Here is a 16092-nt window from a genome sequence, read left to right as displayed (position 1 = left end):
AATGGCTTAGGACAGGGTCGGCATGCCGACAGAGCGACAGGTGTCCGAGCGCTGGGTGGTCTTCCTGATTGGCGCGGTCCAGTTCGTCAACATCCTGGACTTCGTGATGGTGATGCCGCTGGGCCCGGACTTCGCGAAGGGGCTGGGCATCGCCTCCTCCCATATCGGCACCATCGGCGGGGCGTACACCGCGGCGGCCAGCGTGGCGGGGCTCGCGGGCGGCTACTTCCTGGACCGGTTCGACCGGCGCAAGGCGCTGGCGGTGTCCATGCTGGGCCTGGTCATCGCCACGGCGGCCGGGGGCCTGGCCACGGGGCTGTCCACGCTGCTGCTGGCGCGCGTCGTCGCCGGCATCTTCGGCGGGCCCGCCACGTCGCTGTCGCTGTCCATCATCGCGGACCTGATTCCGGTGGAGCGGCGGGGCAGGGCGCTGGGCGCGGTGATGGGGGCCTTCTCCATCGCCTCGGTGGCGGGCGTGCCCATGGCGCTGAAGCTGGCGGAGCACGGCGGCTGGCGGCTGCCCTTCTTCGTGGTGGCGGGCCTGGGCCTGCTGGTGGCGCTGGGCGCCATCTTCTTCCTGCCGCCGGTGCGCGCACACCTGGTGGACGGGCGGGGGCCGGTGCAGACGGTGGGCGTGCTGGAGCTGCTCGGGCGCCGCGAGGTGCAGCTGTCGTACCTCATGACGGCGGTGGTGATGATGGCGGGCTTCGTCCTCATCCCCAACATCTCCGCCTACCTCCAGCAGAACCTGGGCTACCCCCGGGACTTGCTGTGGCTGCCGTACTTCGTCGGCGGCATCGTGAGCTTCGTCACCTTGCGACTGGCGGGGCCGCTGGTGGACAGGCTCGGGGCCTTCAAGGTCGGGACGGCGGGCTCGGTGCTGCTCCTGTTCGCCACCTACGTGGGCTTCGTGCACTACCCCCAGTGGCTGCCGATTCCGCTGCTCTTCGTGCTGTTCATGACGGCCATGGGCGTGCGCAACGTGTCCTACAACACGCTGACCTCGCGCGTGCCGGACAACCCGGTGCGCGCGCGCTTCATGTCGCTGCAGTCCGCCATCCAGCACATGGCCTCCGCCCTGGGGGCCTTCTTGAGCGCGCAGCTCCTGACGGACCTGCCGGACGGCACACTGGGGGGAATGGGGCGGGTGGCCGCCGTGTCCATGGGCCTGTCGCTGCTGCTGCCGCCGGTGCTGTGGGTGGTGGAGCGCCAGGTCCGTTCCAAGGAGCAGGCCCGGGCGCTGGCGGTGCCTGCCAGTCAGGGCCTGGCCGTCCCCCTGTCGCCCCAGGCACACCCACACCAGTAGTGTGTGGGTCCGCCAGGGGGCCCGGTTGCCCCCCGCCCACGGTGACGGGCGGATGTCAGGATGTGTCGAGCGGTTGCGCCAGGGGGCCCGGGGCGCGATAAACCGGGCTGCTTCGGGAGCCCGTCAGGACATGTTCAACATCGGCGCAGGCGAAATGGTGCTCATCGCGGTGGCCGCGCTGCTCATCCTCGGGCCGCAGCGGTTGCCCGAGCTGGCGCGAGCCATCGGCAAGTTCATGCGGGAGTTCCGTCGCCAGACGGACGAGGTCCGCAACGTGGTGGAGCGTGAGTTCTACACCATGGACCACGAGCTGAACCGCGACCCCACCCCTCCGGTGCGCCCGGGGACGGCCTTCGCGCACTCGCCCGCTCCCCAGGCCCTGCCGCCCGACGCCTCGTACGCGCTGCCCCCCGCCGCCGTCTCCGACTCCACGGAGCCCACGCCGGAGGCCCAGCACCCGCGCGCCCCGCTGGGCCTGGACGCGCCGGAGGTGGAGCCCGACGCGGTGGCCTCGGCTCCGTCTGAGCTCGCCGAACCCGCCGTGCCCGCCGACCCCACCGAGCCTGGCGCGCCCGCGGAGACGCCTTCCTCCACCTCGTCATCCGCCGCCGCCGAGGGTGTGGGCGCGGATGGCCTGCCCCGCCTCGCGCCGCTGCCTGGCACGGTGGCGCGCAACGCGCCGAAACGGAGCTGACCCCTGAGTTCCCAGACTGCCGCTGACTCCGACCTGCGGATGAGCTTGATGGAGCACCTGTCGGAGCTCCGCGGTCGACTCTTCAAGTGCACCCTGGCCGTCTTCATCCTGGGGACGGTGTCGCTGCTGTTCGCCAAGCCCATCTTCGGCGTGCTGATGCGGCCGGTGCTGGACGCGCTCCCGGAGGGCAACCGCGCCCTCATCTACACGTCCGGCATCGAGGAGCTGAACGTCCTGATGAAGGTGGGCGTGTACTGCGGCATCTTCCTCACCACGCCCGTCATCCTCTGGCAGATCTGGGGCTTCGTCTCGCCCGGCCTGTTCCCGGAGGAGCGGCGCTACGCGGCCCCGTTCGTCATGTTCGGCTCGCTCGCCTTCATCGCGGGCGCGTGCTTCTGCTACTTCGCGGTGCTGCCCTCCATGTTCAAGTTCCTCCTCAACGAGGAGGAGACGCTCGCGCTGGAGCAGCGGCTGGACACGGCCCGGCTGCGCGCGGATGACGCCCTGCGCTTCCTGCGCGTGGGCGACGCGGAGCGGGCGGGGGCGTTGGCCAAGGAGACCAGTGCCTCGCTGCGCGCGGATGGCGAAGGCCAGTCGCCGGAGCCCACGCGGGCGCCCTCGCAGTCGGTGGAGCTGAAGTCCCGGCTGGACGGACTGGGCAAGCTGGTGGACGCGGCGGCGGACGGCTTCGGTGTCCAGTCGCGCGGCGTGTTGCGGCAGGCGGTGGAGAAGAAGGTGGCGGCGGTGGCGGCCTACGCGAAGCAGGACTACGCGGCGGCGTCGGTGGCCATGGACGAGGCGGCGAGCCTGCTGGCGGGAGTGGCCCCCACGCGCTCCGAGGAGCTGTCCGGCCTGTGGAAGCTGGAGAAGGAGCTGTCCGCGGGTGAGGCGCGGCATGAGGCGGAGCGGTGGACGCGGCCCATGCTGACGATGCACGAGCAGCTGTCTCTGGTGCTGCTGCTCATCCTCGCCTTCGGCATCATCTTCGAGCTGCCGCTGGTGATGGCGCTGCTCGGCGTGGTGGGCGTGGTGCAGTCGAAGTGGCTGTTCAAGTACCAGCGCCACGCCTTCGTGGTGTGCCTCATCGCGGCGGCCATCATCACCCCGACGGGAGACGTGGTGAACCTGTCGCTGATGGCGGGGCCCATGTTGCTCTGCTACGAGCTGGGCGTGCTGCTGGTGTGGCTGGTGGAGCGGCGTCGGGCCCGGAACGCGGCCGAGACGGGCATCACCCCGGTGTCGTAGTAGGGTCCACGACCATGGTGGGTTCCCGCCGGCACTTCCGGGCCAACGTCCGATACCTGCGCGCGCTGCTGCGCCGCTTCCGCACCACCCTGGTGCTGGCCGTGGCGTTGTTCGTGGTGGGGCCGCTGATGTTCCATTGGCGCTACCGGGGGACGGACGGGGACCCGATTTCGTTCGGCGAGGCCCTGCACCACGTCTACTTCCTGCTCTATGGCCAGCCGTCGCTGCCCTACGTGCATGACTGGCTCATCGAGCTGCTGAACGTGGTGATTCCCCCGGTGGGAATCGCCCTGGTGGCGGACGGCGTGGTGCGCTTCGCGTACCTCTTCTTCGCCCGGCACAAGAACGACAAGGAGTGGATTGAAGTGGTCACCGAGACGATGAAGGGCCACGTCGTGGTGTGCGGGGCGGGGCGGGTGGGCTACCGCGTGGTGACGCAGCTTCGGGAGATGGACAAGGACGTGGTGGTGGTGGAGAAGCGCGAGGACGCCGCCTTCGTCTCCGCGCTGCGGGACGAGAACGTGCCGCTGCTCATCGACGACACGCGCAGCCCGCTGTGCCTGCCGCGCACCAACGTGAAGAACGCGTCCGCCATCGTCTGCGCGACGGACGATGACCTGGCCAACCTCAACATCGCCCTGGACGCGCGCAAGCTGAACCCCAAGATTCGCGTCGTCATCCGTCTGTTCGACGAGGACCTGAGCGGCAAGGTGCGCGACACCTTCAAGGCGGAGGCGCTCTCCAGCTCCTCGCTCGCGGCGCCTGCCATGGCGCTGGCGGCCCTGGACCCGCGCATCGTCCACTCGTTCCATTTGGGCAAGCACCTGATGGTGGTGTCGCTCTTCGAGGCGCGCGAGGGGCTGCCGGGGGTGAACATCTCCGCCATCCGGGACCGCTTCGGTGGACTGGCGCTGTCGCTCTTGCGTGATGGCCACGAGCAGCTCCACCCGATAGGTGACGAAGTCATCCGCGTTGGCGACGTGCTGACGGTCCAGGCCTCGTATCCGGAGTACTGCCGCCTGCGTGCCTTCGCCAACGAGGCGGAGCCGCCCATCTGGTCCCACCAGGACCCGCTGACGCCGGTGTGGCCGCGCAAGGTGGGCTGAGTCCCGGCGTCACACGGTCCTCGCGGGCGGGTGGCGTTGGTGGACGCGAGTGTGAGGCCTGCTGGCTCCAGCTCGAGGGCTCACGTCACACCGTCCTCGCGGACGTGGGGCGGGGGGTGTTGGTGGCCGCGAGCGTTGGGCCCCCGGGCTCCAGCGCGGAAGGCAGCGCGAGGGCTCGCGTGAGCAGGGCCGCGAGCGGCTCCCACTCGACGAGGAAGCCGTCGTGCCCGTACAGGCTGGACAGCTCCGCGTGCTCCGCATGGCGTCCGAGCGCGCGCAGTCGCCGGGCCAAGGCCGCCATGTGCTCGGGGAAGAAGAGCTGGTCCCGGTCGATGCCCACACACAGGGCGCTCGCGCGGATGCGCTCCAGTCCGCCGTTTGGCGCTCGCGCGAGGTCGTGGTGGTCCATGGCGCCGAGCTGCGCGAGGTATGCGCGCGCATCGAAGCGGGCCTCCAGCTTGCGCCCCTGGTGCTCCAGGTAGCTCTGCACGGGGTAGAGGGCGCGGGAGGACCACGTCGGCGGCCGCTGCTGACTGACTTCCAGGCCGGGCTCGGCGCGATAGGTGAGCATCGCGAGCTGCCGGGCGAGCTCGAGTCCGCGATGCGGTGCCTCGGGGAAGCCGGGGTCCAGGAGCAGTGCTTGTCGTGCGACGTGGTTGAGGCCCACCACCCAGGGGGACGCGGCCTCGGCGGTGGCGATGGGAGCCATGCGCGCGAAGCGCTCCGGAGCGAGCGCCGCGAGGCAGAGGACAATCATCCCGCCCAGCGAGCCACCGGTGACGAGGTCCACCTCCTGGATGCCCAGCGCGTCGAGCGCGAGGAGGATGCTGCGTGCCTGGTCCCACGGGGTGACAGTGGCGGGGAGCTGTTGCTCGTCCTGGCGGAGGTCGCCCTTGGCGAGCGTGGGCGGAGGCGTGAAGCGCGAGTCGTCCGCGCGGCGGGGGAAGCCTTCATCGGCGGGGCCCGAGGTGCCGTAGCAGGAGCCGAGGTTGTTGAAGCACAAGAGCCGCACGCGAGTCGGGTCCAGCGCGCGCCCGGGGCCGATGACGGGCCCCCACCAGCCGCCTTCACCTGCAGCGCGCATGTCCCCGGTGAGCGCGTGCACGAGCAGCACCGTGGGCACCCGCGAGGAGGGGCGGGTGGCGCTGCGACGGCGGGCGCGCTCGACGGCGTGGTGTTGCTCGGCGAGGGTGCGACGGACGACGCGCGGCGTGATGCCCTGGACTTCTTCGTCCGGGAGGAGCCGGGCGCGTGCGTGGAGCCACGGCAGGTCGTCCTCGGGGCCCCACCACCAGCCGCGTACGAGGTGGGGAGCGATGCGGGCCCCTGCTTCCAGCGTCAGGTCCGGCGGTGTCACTTCGAAGAGGCGCGGCGTGGGCGCGCAGGTGAGGGAAGCCAAGGGAAGACTCCGGGCAAGCGGGTGGCGTCGCGGGCGCGTGGGGGCGTCCGGGTGGGAACCAGGTTCAGCTCGGGCGGAACGGTTTCGCTGCGCTCCTGTGGGAGTGCGCGAGGGCGCTGAAGGAGGGCCAGGAACGACGAAGCCCACCGACCCTCGCGGGGTGGGTGGGCTCGGTGGCTCGCCAGGGTCGGATGGACGTCAGCCGACGCGGGCGGGCGGGAGCCCACCTGTCATCGACATTCGACGCATGGCGAGAAGGGACGTCATCGGCGCTAGGGATAAACGCTCGCCCCACGCGAGTCAAGCTGACCCACGGAGCCAGGGCGCGGCGTGAGGGCCGTGTGACACTCGCGGCGCCGCCGCGTCACGGGATTCCACGAGGGCGCGGGAATCCCTCTCACGGATTCGTCACGTGGGCGTTCGCGGTGTACGGCGCGAGCGCGCCGATGTGGCCGGGGCGGGCCTTCACTCGCTCAAGCCAGGCGGACACCGCGGGGAAGTCACCCAGGTCCAGGCCCACGTCGGGAGCGACGTGGACATAGGCATACAGGCCGATGTCGGCGACGGTAGGGCGCTCGCTCACGAGGAACGTGTGGTGCTGGAGTTGGCGCTCCAGGGACTTGAGGGCGTTGCGGCCCGCTTCGATGCGCAGGAGGAAGGTCTCCGGGTGGCGAGGAGCGCGGCCGGTGAGCTTCCAGAAGCGGGCGGTGCCGATGTTGGGCTCCACGGCGTTCTGCTCGAAGAAGAGCCACTGGTGGACCTGGGCGCGCTCGAAGGCGTCCTGGGGGAGCAGGGGGGTGCCCTCGGCGAGGAAGAGGAGGATGGCGTTGGATTCGGCGAGGAAGCGGCCCGGCTCGGGTTCCAGCACGGGGATGCGGCCATCGGGGTTCTTGTGGCGGAGGAAGTCCTCCGTGCGGCTCTCGCCCGCGAAGATGTCCACGGGGACCAGCTCGTAGGGCCGGTCGAGCCACGAGAGCAGGAGGCGCAGCTTGTAGCCGTTGGCGGAAGGCGCGTAGTCGTAGAGGCGCATGGAGGCTCCGGGGATGAGGGGACAGCGTAGGCGGCTGTCTCCAGGCGAGCGACCCGGTCCTTGCGGTCTTGTCGTCGCCGGGAAGGGGCGCAAGAAGCGGGTTGAAGGGGCGGGGCCTCGGGGCCATACCGAGGGGTGGACACACCGTTGAGTCAGGAGGCGGGAATGGCGACCAGCGACTACGCCCGAATCGAGCAGGCGATTCTCTATCTCGATGCGCACGCGCGCGAGCAGCCGTCCCTGGACGACGTGGCGGCGCACGTGGGGCTGAGCCCCTTCCACTTCCAGCGCCTCTTCACCCGCTGGGCGGGCATCAGCCCGAAGCGATTCCTCCAGGTACACACGCTCAGCTCGGCGCGTCGGCTGCTGGCCGAGCGGCGCAGCGTGCTCGACACGTCGTTTGCCGTGGGGCTGTCGGGAGGCGGGCGGCTGCACGAGCTCTTCGTCACGTTGACGGCGATGACGCCGGGAGAGTTCAAGCTCGGAGGCGAGGGGCTCACCGTGCACCACGGCGTGCATGTGACGCCCTTCGGTGCGTGCCTGATTGCGGTGTGTGAGCGAGGCATCTGCGGACTGCATTTCCTCACGGGAGCGTCAGAGGCGGAGGCGCTGGCGGAGTTGAAGGAGCAGTGGCCGAAGGCCACGTTCGTGGAGTCCGAGCGGGAGACAGCGCCGTGGGTGGAGCGCATCTTCCCCGAGGCGCCGCCGAGTGAGCGCACGCCGCTGTCGGTGTTGGTGAAGGGGACGCCGTTCCAGGTGCAGGTGTGGCAGGCGCTGCTGCGCGTGGCGCCGGGAGAGGTGGCGACGTACGAGGACCTGGCGAGGGCCATCGGCAAGCCGAAGGCGGTGCGCGCGGTGGGCACGGCGGTGGGAGGCAACTCCGTGGCGTTGCTGATTCCCTGCCACCGCGTGCTGAGGAAGACGGGCGTCTTCGGGGACTACCGGTGGGGACCCGCGCGCAAGCAGGTGATGCTCGCGTGGGAGTCCCTGCGGTACGGGGCCAAGAACGAGGATGGCGACGCGCGCGATGCCCAGGTGGGGCTGGGCTGAGGGATTGCGCCCTGACGGTTCAAGAGGGCGGTGGAGGCTTCGGGTAGTTCGCGTTCAGATGCCGATTGTAGCCGAACTCGATGAGCTTCCCGTCGTCGGTATGGGCGACGACCCGGTCGAATGCCCCTTCTGCATATAGAAGGATGACCTCTCCGTCCTGCTCGACGACCATCGAATAATAGAAGTCGTCACCTGATTCCAATGCGGTGAAGGTCAGGGTCTCCTTTGGAGTCAGGACATAGTCTTCAGCCCATGGCTCAATCACAACGAGGAGAGGCTTCTGTGAGCGGTTGTTCACGACAATCTTCGAAGCCATCGGTCCCTCAATCGGTCTTCAGGGTGGGCTGAGCGTCTCGCGATTTGCTGAGCCGTGCGAGGACGCTACCTGAGCGGGTGCGCTGTTGCTCGCGCCGGGGAGGTCTCGGGAATACGGTGGCAACAGGCGTGGTACGACGGGCCTCGGTTCCCCGCATGGCTTTCCTGGCCCTTCCACCGCATGTCGCGCTCGCCCCGTTGGTGATGGGGTACTGGTTCATCGAGGACCTGGACGGCTCCTACGAGGGCAAGCCCATCCGGACGACGCCTCACGCGGGTGCCGTGCTGACGCTGAACTTCGGTCGACCCTGCTCGAGTGAGTTCGCGGCGGGCGCGCCTCGCTCCTCGCTCCTGGGCATCCAGAGTCGTCCGCGGAACTGGAGTTCTGGAGAGGGCTGCTCTTTCGTGATGGTGATGCTGCGACCACCGGGGCTCGCCCGACTCTTCCCCGCGCTGGGCACGGACAGTCGCGATGACATGCTGGAACTCGGTGGAGTCCTGGGAGACGGCGCCGCGCGACGGCTCTGTGATGACCTCGCCGCCGCGTGGGCTCCACGTCGTGTCGCCGCGCGACTGGATGACTGGCTGCTGCTGCGCTTGTCCGCGAGTCGTGCCCTCGGAGGTGTCGAGCAGCTCGGACATGCCTGGACGACGCTGCTCCGGACCTCACGAGTGGACGAAGCCGCGAGGGCCGTGTCCGTGTCCCGACGTCAGCTCGAGCGCTGGTTCCAGGTGTACGCGGGGTACACGCCCAAGCAACTCCTGGGGCTCGACCGGATTCAGTCCAGCCTCCATGCGACCCAGACGGGAAAGGGAGACCCGCTCCAGGGCTTCAGTGACCAGGCCCACCAGATTCGCCAGTGGCGTCGCCATCTGGGGATGACACCTGGGAAGTACGCACGCGTCTCGAAGTCGATTCTGGCCGAGTACTTCGCCCAGGCCCGTGATGCCGCGCCCGAAGGACTGGCGCACTTCTTCTGAAGGCGCCGCTCATGCAGGGCGCATGTCGCGTTCATTCAATACGCTCGTGAGGATGCGCTCCAGACTGTCTCTCCTGGAATGACGAGGAGACAGCGCGATGGAACAGGGTGAGTTCGTCGACTATCGAGAAGGTGGAACGGACTGCGAGGCGTACGTCTCGTGGGACAAGGGGAGCGAAGCCCGTCGGCCTTGCGTGCTGCTCGCGCATGCCTGGGATGGGCTGAACGCCCCCATTCGGGAGAAGGCGGATGAACTCGCTGCGCTCGGCTACGTGGCCTTTGCCCTGGACGTGTATGGCAAGGGAGTGCGGGGCGGCGTGGCCGACGACAACTCGCGACTGATGGCGCCGTTCATGGAGGACCGGGCACTGCTGCGACGGAGACTGGTGGCGGCCTTCGAAGCGGCGCTCAATCATCCCCGCGTGGACCCGGAGCGAGTCGCCATCATCGGCTACTGCTTCGGCGGACTCTGTGCCCTGGACCTCGCGAGGAGCGCGGTGCCGGGCCTGAAGGCCGCGGTGAGCTTCCACGGTGTGCTCACGCCGCCCCAGCTCGGGCCACAGGCTCCCATCTCCGCGAAGGTCCTCATCCTCCATGGGTGGGAAGATCCGACCGGCTCGTCGTCAGACGTGCTCGCCGTGGCGCGAGAGTTGACGGAGGCTGGAGCGGACTGGCAGCTCCACGCCCATGGCCACGCCATGCACGCCTTCACCTATCCAGGGCTGAACAACCCCCAGGCAGGGCTCCAGTATCACCCGGCCGCGGCGAGACGCTCCTGGGCAGCGATGCGGGCCTTCCTCGACGAAGTCTTCGAGCCCGCGCCTCGGTAGACCCGCTACGAGCGACTCATGGCGCGCGCGGCCCGTTTCGGTCCACGTACCAGGACGGCGGAGACCTTCCCCGAATCCGCAATCCCACAGACCAGGGCGCGCTCATGCGTGGAGTCCGGAGACATCAATCCGTGGACCGCCAGCCCTGCTCCCACGACGCCACTGGCGGCGCCCACCTCGCCAATCGACTCGCTCGGTGCCAGGACGCTGCAAGCGTCGAAGTCGAGGTGCTGCCCGAGCAGGACCTGCGCGTTGCCCCAGACGTGCGCCTTCCATTCCTCGCCATTGAGGTCGAGCACCAGCTCTCCCCGAAAGGGAAGCCCTGCGTCATCGGCGGCGAGGACCTCTTGAATGGCCTCTGCCAGCAGGCGTCCGCGCTTCGCCAGGTTGGATGCATCGCTGGCAGGTGGGGACTTCACGACGACGGAGACGATGTGGCATCCGTCGCCTGTGTCGCGTGGGGGCATCACCTCCACCAAGAGGCAGGCCCCGGCCTGACCGGGCAGGAGCCCCGTGGGAGCCTCGGCGCTCTTCAATCGGCGGTGTCGGGCCAGCCATTGGAGCGTGAGCCCATCCAGATACGAATCGGCTCCCACGAGTACCACCCGGCTCACCTCCCGGTGGGCGCCGAGGAGTGTCGCCGCGCGCTGGAGCCCTTCCGCGAAGCCTGAGTGGCCTGTCGCAAGCGCTTCTGTGTGCGTGAGAGGGAGCGAGTTCCCCATCAATCGTTGGAGGGGCCTGACGAAGTACTGGCCCAACGCATCGGGCTTCTCGTGGATGGGCCACCGGAACCGCTCGGGGTCCAGCATGGGCGTCAGGGCCATCAGCGCGGTCCCTCGCCAGCGCTCTGGCGCTACGGGTGTCCGCGTCCCTTCGTGGAGCAGGTCCTCCAGTGCCCCCGCGGCGAGTCTCACCCAGGCTCCGGCCTGGAAGAACCCCTCGGCGAACCCGGAGACCGGGTGGCCTCGCGCTGGGGTGACGTCTCCGTCTCCGCTGGACACCAGGAGCCCTGGAAGCTCGCATGCGCGAGTCAGCCCGGCGCGGATGGCCGAGCAGCTCCCGGTGCGGCCATAGCCCACCGAGGTCACCATCCCGAGTCCCGTCACGGCCAGTCGCATGGTGTCTCTAGCCAAGGTCGACGAAAGAGGGGATGTGTCTCCATGCGTCTGGAGCGGGTAGTGGGATCGACTCCATTCGACGTGCCACGGAAGGCGCGAGTGGGTAGTCACGGGCCACCTTCAGCTTCGCCCGCTCAGCGAGCCTCAACAGCGCCAACAGCTCCACCCACAGGTGGAACACAGTGGCCATGTCGTTCGGAGAGACCTGCTCCTGCTCAAGCTTCTTCTCGTTCTCGCGGCGATGCTCGCCAATCAATCGCTCGAGGGTCTCATCGAAGAGCTGCTGGTCCGAGTGGAGCAGGGCCCGGCACAGCTCCAGGCGGAGGTCTGTGCCACCCGCGAGAACCTGCTCGTAACGCTTCAACAGCGCATCCAGGTGGCCGCGTTCCCGCTCCAGGGCGAAGCCATCCATCAGCAAGCGCATGTAGAGGAAGTCTTCCTCATATTCCTCGTCGGGGTTCCAGGTTGCGCGCGAAGCGTGGGCAATGGCTTGGGCCGCCTTCACATCGGCGCACACGACGGCGTCGAAGAAGGGTTCGGAGCGACTGGTGACCTTGTGCTCGACGGGAACACCTTCCAGGTAGAAGGCGAAGGCGTGAGCGCTTCGTGAGAGGTGGTTGACGAACCCCACGACCTCGCCCGACATGAAGAGCTCCGCGATGCCCATTCGCCTGTAGTAGCCGCAGAAGAAGAGCATCTGTCGCGGTGTCACATCGCGCGCGAGGACATAGGGAAGCCCCTGTCCCAGCGAGATGCCCAGGTCCTTGCGCACCAGCCATAGGGGAACGCTCATGCGCTCGAACCGCTTGCGGACTTCGTGGTGGGCACCTGGGGCAGGCTGAAGAGATAGATGTTCGTGGGGTTCACGGCCTTCAGGGCGTCTGCCAGTTGATGGCTGATGACGATCTGCTCGCGGTCATGCTTGAGCCGGAAGATGGCCGGAGTGTCCTGGAGTTTGTCCGGGTCCAGGACGGCTTTCTCAAGCTTGACGACTTCATCACCCTCCCACAGGATTTTACTCGCTTCCAGGTTGAGGCAGTCGCGGTTCCCCAGTGGATTGATGATGAAGTAGTCGCGGCTGGCCTCTCTGCCTTTGTGATTGAGCATCACGAAGGGCAGGCACTCCATGCTGACGCCGGTAGCCTCGATGATGTCTTTCAACTTCCGCTCGACCACGAGGATGCTGCTGGTGTTGCATACGAGAGATGGCAGCTTGATGCCGCCATACTCGTCGCTCATCTGCCACGCGGTATTTGATGGATAGTCGGCACCTATCGCAATCCCACGAGCTATTTTATAGCTCTTGCCGCGAATACTGTCGGGGAGGTCGCCCATGGTGCAGTAGGACATGTCGACCAGAGGCGCCAGGTTCAAAATAAAGTAGTTCATGAGAGTTTCAGGCTGGGCAGGTCGACGAGCGGCTCCCCAGGGTTGCTTGCGCCGAAGTCCGTAATGGCCTTGTAGCAATCATCGGAGAGCGTGTGGAGCTTGACCTTGGAGAGCGGGGCCATCTTCTTGATGTCGCAGTCCTGGTTTTCTCCTTTGATTTCCGCAGCTCTCTGCGCGAAATCGCGCATGATGCTTTCGAGCCGGGTTGCGACCTTGTGATTGTAGGGAATGTGGTCGAACTTGGGTTTCTGGTCAAATGCGGTCGAACCGTCATCCAATGAGAGATGCCTCGGGAGATTCAGTATCCTGCCCACCTCGGTGTCCATGGGCAGCAGAATCATGTTGATGTAGTGGTTGACGTTGTAGGGAGCCTTGAGAAGTCCAGCCCGAATGAGATTCACGATCCTCGGGTCGGTATCCGCCTTCGCGATCCTGGTGTTCAAGGTGCCCTTGGGAATCATGTGGTGGGCATTGTTCCAATAGGGCCAGAACGAGGTGGTGAAATTCATTCCGGGGGCGATGCGCTTCCCCGCGGCATCCACGGCTCCCACGCGCTTGGGCCCATCGACATCCCAATCTCCCGGCTGTGGCACCGTGAGGTGGTCGCCGTAGTCGCTGTCCCAGGGATATTGGCCCGAGGGGTTCTCCGGACTGGAGCCGCGCCGGGTGAGATATCGCGAGGTCGGAATGGGTCCTCCGCCATGGGCTTGAGCGATGCGCGCGTGGCCGTCGGCGGAGACCTTGTAGATGTCACCGCGTCCCTTGTTGCTTCGGGAATGCTCGACGGCCTGATAGCGATAAGAGCAGCTGTTCTTCTTGTGGTAGTCCGACTCGTGTCCTGAGAGACATGCCCCGCCCTCCAGCGCGTTCCCGATGGGCTTGTGAAGCTCCGTGTCCGCTTCCGTCAGGTGATTGCTTTCAGACATGGGTCCTCGGCTCATATCAGTGGAGACGTCGTGGCTACGCTGGCTCGTCGCAGCACAGGCAGGGTGGGGGCTCTTCCTTCTGTCCCATGGCAATCACGGGCGGCTGGATGAGGGGGACGGGTGGGGTGTTCTTGTCGTTGTGGAGCATGAGGTCGAGCGCGCGCGCCACGTTCTTGCCTTCGACCTTCACGTCGAAGGAGTAGTTGACGAATTCCGCCTTGCCCTTCGTCTTGCTGGAGGCCACGCCGCCGCCCGCCGTACCCGCCTCGTCGCCGGTGCTCGTGCTGAAGTTGGAGTCCTTCAGGCAGATGGGATTGCCCTCGACGGAGACGCTCTTGCTTCCCTTCGCCGTGTCGGAGGACTGCGCGACGTTGGGGTAGGGGATGGGAACGGGCCCCGCGGGGCTCGGGGTCTTGCAGACATCGGGCATCGCGACGGTGGTTCCTCCCGTGTCCTTGTGGACGACCGAGAGCTTGTTGACGCCGACACTCGTACCCATGTGACACCTCGTGTGCTCAGTGGCTCATCTGCGTCAGGAAGGGACCGGTCCAGAGGGCTCGGCTTCCCAGGGAGCGAAGCTCCGTCAATCGATGCGTCTGGAGATGCGAGAAGTCGAGCACCTCCAGCGCGTGTCGTCCCTGGGTCCGGATGGCGAGTTCCAGCGCCAGGGGTGCACGTCGTCGCGTCGCGGCACCGCTCAAGGACTCCACCAGGGCTTCCGTCGTGAAGGGACGTCCCGAGAGGTACCGTGCGTCCTTCCCGAATCGGGGACGCGCTTCGGCCCACCAGGTCTCGATGGCTTCCGGGCGTGGCAGCTCCAAGTGAGCATCCAGGGCCTCTTCGACCGAGCCGTCCTCCTCCAGGTCAAGCTCTTCGTCCCGCTCCTTGCGGAACCGCTCCGTGAGCACCAGCCCGGTGATGGCGCAGAAAGCCTCGGCCGCGACGCTCGCGTGCTTCGGGTCTCTCAGCCAGGGGAGGCAGGCCTCCACTGCCGCGACCTTGCCGCTGAAACCCAAGGCCCACAGCGCCTCACGGCGAAGCGTCGAGACATCCAGCAACCGCAGCACCCTCGTCAGATGCGCGGGTTCGCCTCCCATCGACATCGCCAGTCGCGCGAGGTCGCCAGCCTCGTCCCTCGTGTCACTCCAATCGAGACACGCCAGGAACGCCTCGCGGCTGTTTCGGACCAGGCCCCAGTGCAGGCCCGCCGCGCGGACAGCGGCGCTGGGCGAACCGAGGAGCTTCCGAAGGAGCCGAGGGTCCTCCGGTAGACTCGCCGTGCAGGCCGCGCGGAGCGCAGCCGCTTGAACCCTGGGCACTTCGTGTTGGCTCAGCCTGAGGAGGGGCTCGGGCGGAAGTCCCCGGCGGAAGGAAAGCACGTCGAGCAACGTGGCCTGCAGGTCCGGGTCATCCACCGCGAGCAGCGGCAGGAGCTGCTTCGACAACCCAGGGCGCTCGCTGAGCGACAGGGCACGTGCCATCGCACCGCGCTGTTCGTCTGGCGCTTCCTTGAACGTCCGCGCCACGAGGTCGGTGTACCCGTCCATGGCGAGGAGCGTGTAGCTCGCGACGCGAAGCTTCTCGGGGTCCTCATCCCCCAGCGCGGGAATCAGGAGTCGCTCGGCCACGCGTGGGCCGCCCAGGACGAGGGCCCGCAGGTGCGCCCGCAGTCGGAGTTCGTTGCCTCCCGCGACGTCCGTCAGGGTGTAGCGCGGGGACGACAGGTTGCCTTCCCACTGTGTCCACAAGAAGCAGGCTTCTTCGAAGTGGGTTTCGAGCACGTCCCAGCGAAGCTGTTCATCCGGGCGATCCCACATGTCTGGCCACGATAAGGCGACCAGGTTCCAGGGGGCCACTCACAGTTGTGCCGAGAGACGTGTGGTTGTTTGGCTTCTACGGGAATGCCGAGGGGTGGATTCACCTCCCTGAGGCCGTTCCTGCGGTCCGCTCAGGACATCCGCGCGACGAGCTTGAGCGGCAGGTTGCGCAGGAAGAACCCCACCACGGTCCACGGCCAGCCGGGGACATAGGCATTCACCGGCTCGCGTTCAATCGCCTTCACCAGCGCACGCGAACCCGTCGCCGAGTCCACGGCGAACGGCAGGTTCTTCGCCCCCGCGTTCAGCTCCGTGTGGATATAGCCGGGATAGATGGTCGACACCTTGATGGGCGTGTTCAGCAGCTCCGCGCGGATGCCCTCCGTCAGCGTCGCGAGGCCCGCCTTCGTCGCCGCGTACACCGTGAGGTGCCGAGGCAGCCCCCGCATCGCGCTCATGGACGAGATGGTGACGAGGTGTCCCTGGCCCTGCTTGCGCAGGATTCCCACGGCCGCCTCGCACTGCGCGACAGCGGCCACGAAGTTCGTCTGCGCCGTCTTCGCGTTGGTGGCGAAGTTCCCGGTGCCAATCCGTTTCCCCACGCCGATGCCCGCGTTGATGATGATGCGGTCCAGGCTTCCGAGGTCCTTGGCGAACGCCTCGAAGACCTCGAACACCTGCTCGTGCTCATTCACATCCAGCGCACGCACGGAGATGTGCAGGTCCGGATGCTTCGCCAGCAACTCCGAGCGCAGCGCCTCCAGTCGGTCCGTGCGTCGGGCACACAGCGCGAGGTTCCGTCCCCGCGCCGCGAACTCACGGGCCATGCCCTCACCCAGTCCGGAGCTCGCTCCGGTAATCAGGATGTTCTTGCGCATGGCCGTGTT

Annotated in this window: 17 protein-coding genes; 7 read left to right on the top strand and 10 right to left on the bottom strand. The window is 67.5% G+C overall.

Annotation, left to right across the window (positions count from 1 at the left end):
- Positions 1–22: 22 nt before the first annotated feature.
- From LZ199_RS17090 to LZ199_RS17075, 4 genes are all read left to right on the top strand, one after another.
- On the top strand, positions 23–1306 hold the full coding sequence (locus LZ199_RS17090; RefSeq protein WP_253994766.1) for an MFS transporter: 1284 nt from the start codon (positions 23–25) through the stop codon (positions 1304–1306).
- Positions 1307–1436: 130 nt separating this feature from the next.
- Positions 1437–2000, top strand: a complete 564-nt coding sequence (locus LZ199_RS17085) for a twin-arginine translocase TatA/TatE family subunit (RefSeq protein WP_253994765.1) — start codon at positions 1437–1439, stop codon at positions 1998–2000.
- Positions 2001–2039: 39 nt separating this feature from the next.
- The gene (gene tatC, locus LZ199_RS17080) at positions 2040–3245 is read left to right on the top strand and encodes a twin-arginine translocase subunit TatC (RefSeq protein ID WP_253994764.1); all 1206 of its coding nucleotides are present in this window, start codon (positions 2040–2042) and stop codon (positions 3243–3245) included.
- A gap of 14 nt (positions 3246–3259) precedes the next feature.
- The gene (locus LZ199_RS17075; protein WP_253994763.1) at positions 3260–4351 is read left to right on the top strand and encodes a potassium channel family protein; all 1092 of its coding nucleotides are present in this window, start codon (positions 3260–3262) and stop codon (positions 4349–4351) included.
- Between the two features lie 85 nt (positions 4352–4436).
- Here LZ199_RS17075 and LZ199_RS17070 read toward each other — a convergent pair whose 3' ends face one another.
- Both LZ199_RS17070 and LZ199_RS17065 read right to left on the bottom strand, forming a co-directional pair.
- The gene (locus LZ199_RS17070) at positions 4437–5750 is read right to left on the bottom strand and encodes an alpha/beta fold hydrolase (RefSeq protein WP_253994762.1); all 1314 of its coding nucleotides are present in this window, start codon (positions 5748–5750) and stop codon (positions 4437–4439) included.
- 397 nt (positions 5751–6147) lie between these two features.
- A complete protein-coding gene (locus LZ199_RS17065) occupies positions 6148–6780 on the bottom strand; it encodes a glutathione S-transferase family protein (RefSeq protein ID WP_253994761.1) in 633 nt (210 codons plus the stop codon).
- 165 nt (positions 6781–6945) lie between these two features.
- On the opposite strand from LZ199_RS17065, the gene LZ199_RS17060 reads away from it, so the two are divergent.
- Complete coding sequence (locus tag LZ199_RS17060) at positions 6946–7830, top strand: bifunctional transcriptional activator/DNA repair enzyme AdaA (protein WP_253994760.1); 885 nt, start codon at positions 6946–6948, stop codon at positions 7828–7830.
- A gap of 19 nt (positions 7831–7849) precedes the next feature.
- Here LZ199_RS17060 and LZ199_RS17055 read toward each other — a convergent pair whose 3' ends face one another.
- The gene (locus LZ199_RS17055) at positions 7850–8146 is read right to left on the bottom strand and encodes a hypothetical protein (RefSeq protein ID WP_253994759.1); all 297 of its coding nucleotides are present in this window, start codon (positions 8144–8146) and stop codon (positions 7850–7852) included.
- Positions 8147–8301: 155 nt separating this feature from the next.
- On the opposite strand from LZ199_RS17055, the gene LZ199_RS17050 reads away from it, so the two are divergent.
- Both LZ199_RS17050 and LZ199_RS17045 read left to right on the top strand, forming a co-directional pair.
- Entirely contained in the window at positions 8302–9126 is an 825-nt protein-coding gene (locus LZ199_RS17050) for a helix-turn-helix domain-containing protein (protein WP_253994758.1), read from the top strand.
- A gap of 97 nt (positions 9127–9223) precedes the next feature.
- Positions 9224–9955, top strand: a complete 732-nt coding sequence (locus LZ199_RS17045; protein ID WP_253994757.1) for a dienelactone hydrolase family protein — start codon at positions 9224–9226, stop codon at positions 9953–9955.
- 5 nt (positions 9956–9960) lie between these two features.
- On the opposite strand, the gene LZ199_RS17040 is transcribed toward LZ199_RS17045, so the two are convergent.
- The 7 genes from LZ199_RS17040 to LZ199_RS17010 form a co-directional block, all read right to left on the bottom strand.
- A complete protein-coding gene (locus tag LZ199_RS17040; protein ID WP_253994756.1) occupies positions 9961–11073 on the bottom strand; it encodes a hypothetical protein in 1113 nt (370 codons plus the stop codon).
- A gap of 7 nt (positions 11074–11080) precedes the next feature.
- Positions 11081–11866: an Imm49 family immunity protein gene (locus LZ199_RS17035; RefSeq protein WP_253994755.1), complete on the bottom strand. Its 786-nt coding sequence runs from the start codon at positions 11864–11866 to the stop codon at positions 11081–11083.
- Positions 11863–12462, bottom strand: a complete 600-nt coding sequence (locus LZ199_RS17030) for an imm11 family protein (RefSeq protein ID WP_253994754.1) — start codon at positions 12460–12462, stop codon at positions 11863–11865. The genes LZ199_RS17035 and LZ199_RS17030 overlap by 4 nt, the downstream gene beginning before the upstream one ends.
- A complete protein-coding gene (locus LZ199_RS17025) occupies positions 12459–13388 on the bottom strand; it encodes an AHH domain-containing protein (protein WP_253994753.1) in 930 nt (309 codons plus the stop codon). Before LZ199_RS17025 ends, LZ199_RS17030 begins: the two co-directional genes overlap by 4 nt.
- 34 nt (positions 13389–13422) lie before the next feature.
- On the bottom strand, positions 13423–13887 hold the full coding sequence (locus LZ199_RS17020) for a DUF4150 domain-containing protein (RefSeq protein WP_253994752.1): 465 nt from the start codon (positions 13885–13887) through the stop codon (positions 13423–13425).
- Between the two features lie 16 nt (positions 13888–13903).
- A complete protein-coding gene (locus LZ199_RS17015; RefSeq protein ID WP_253994751.1) occupies positions 13904–15205 on the bottom strand; it encodes a TIGR02270 family protein in 1302 nt (433 codons plus the stop codon).
- A 131-nt stretch (positions 15206–15336) separates the two neighbouring features.
- Positions 15337–16083, bottom strand: a complete 747-nt coding sequence (locus LZ199_RS17010; RefSeq protein ID WP_253994750.1) for an SDR family oxidoreductase — start codon at positions 16081–16083, stop codon at positions 15337–15339.
- Positions 16084–16092: the final 9 nt, after the last annotated feature.

The organism is Myxococcus qinghaiensis (assembly GCF_024198215.1).
Lineage (GTDB): Bacteria > Myxococcota > Myxococcia > Myxococcales > Myxococcaceae > Myxococcus > Myxococcus qinghaiensis.
This window is presented reverse-complemented; position numbering and strand designations above follow the sequence as displayed.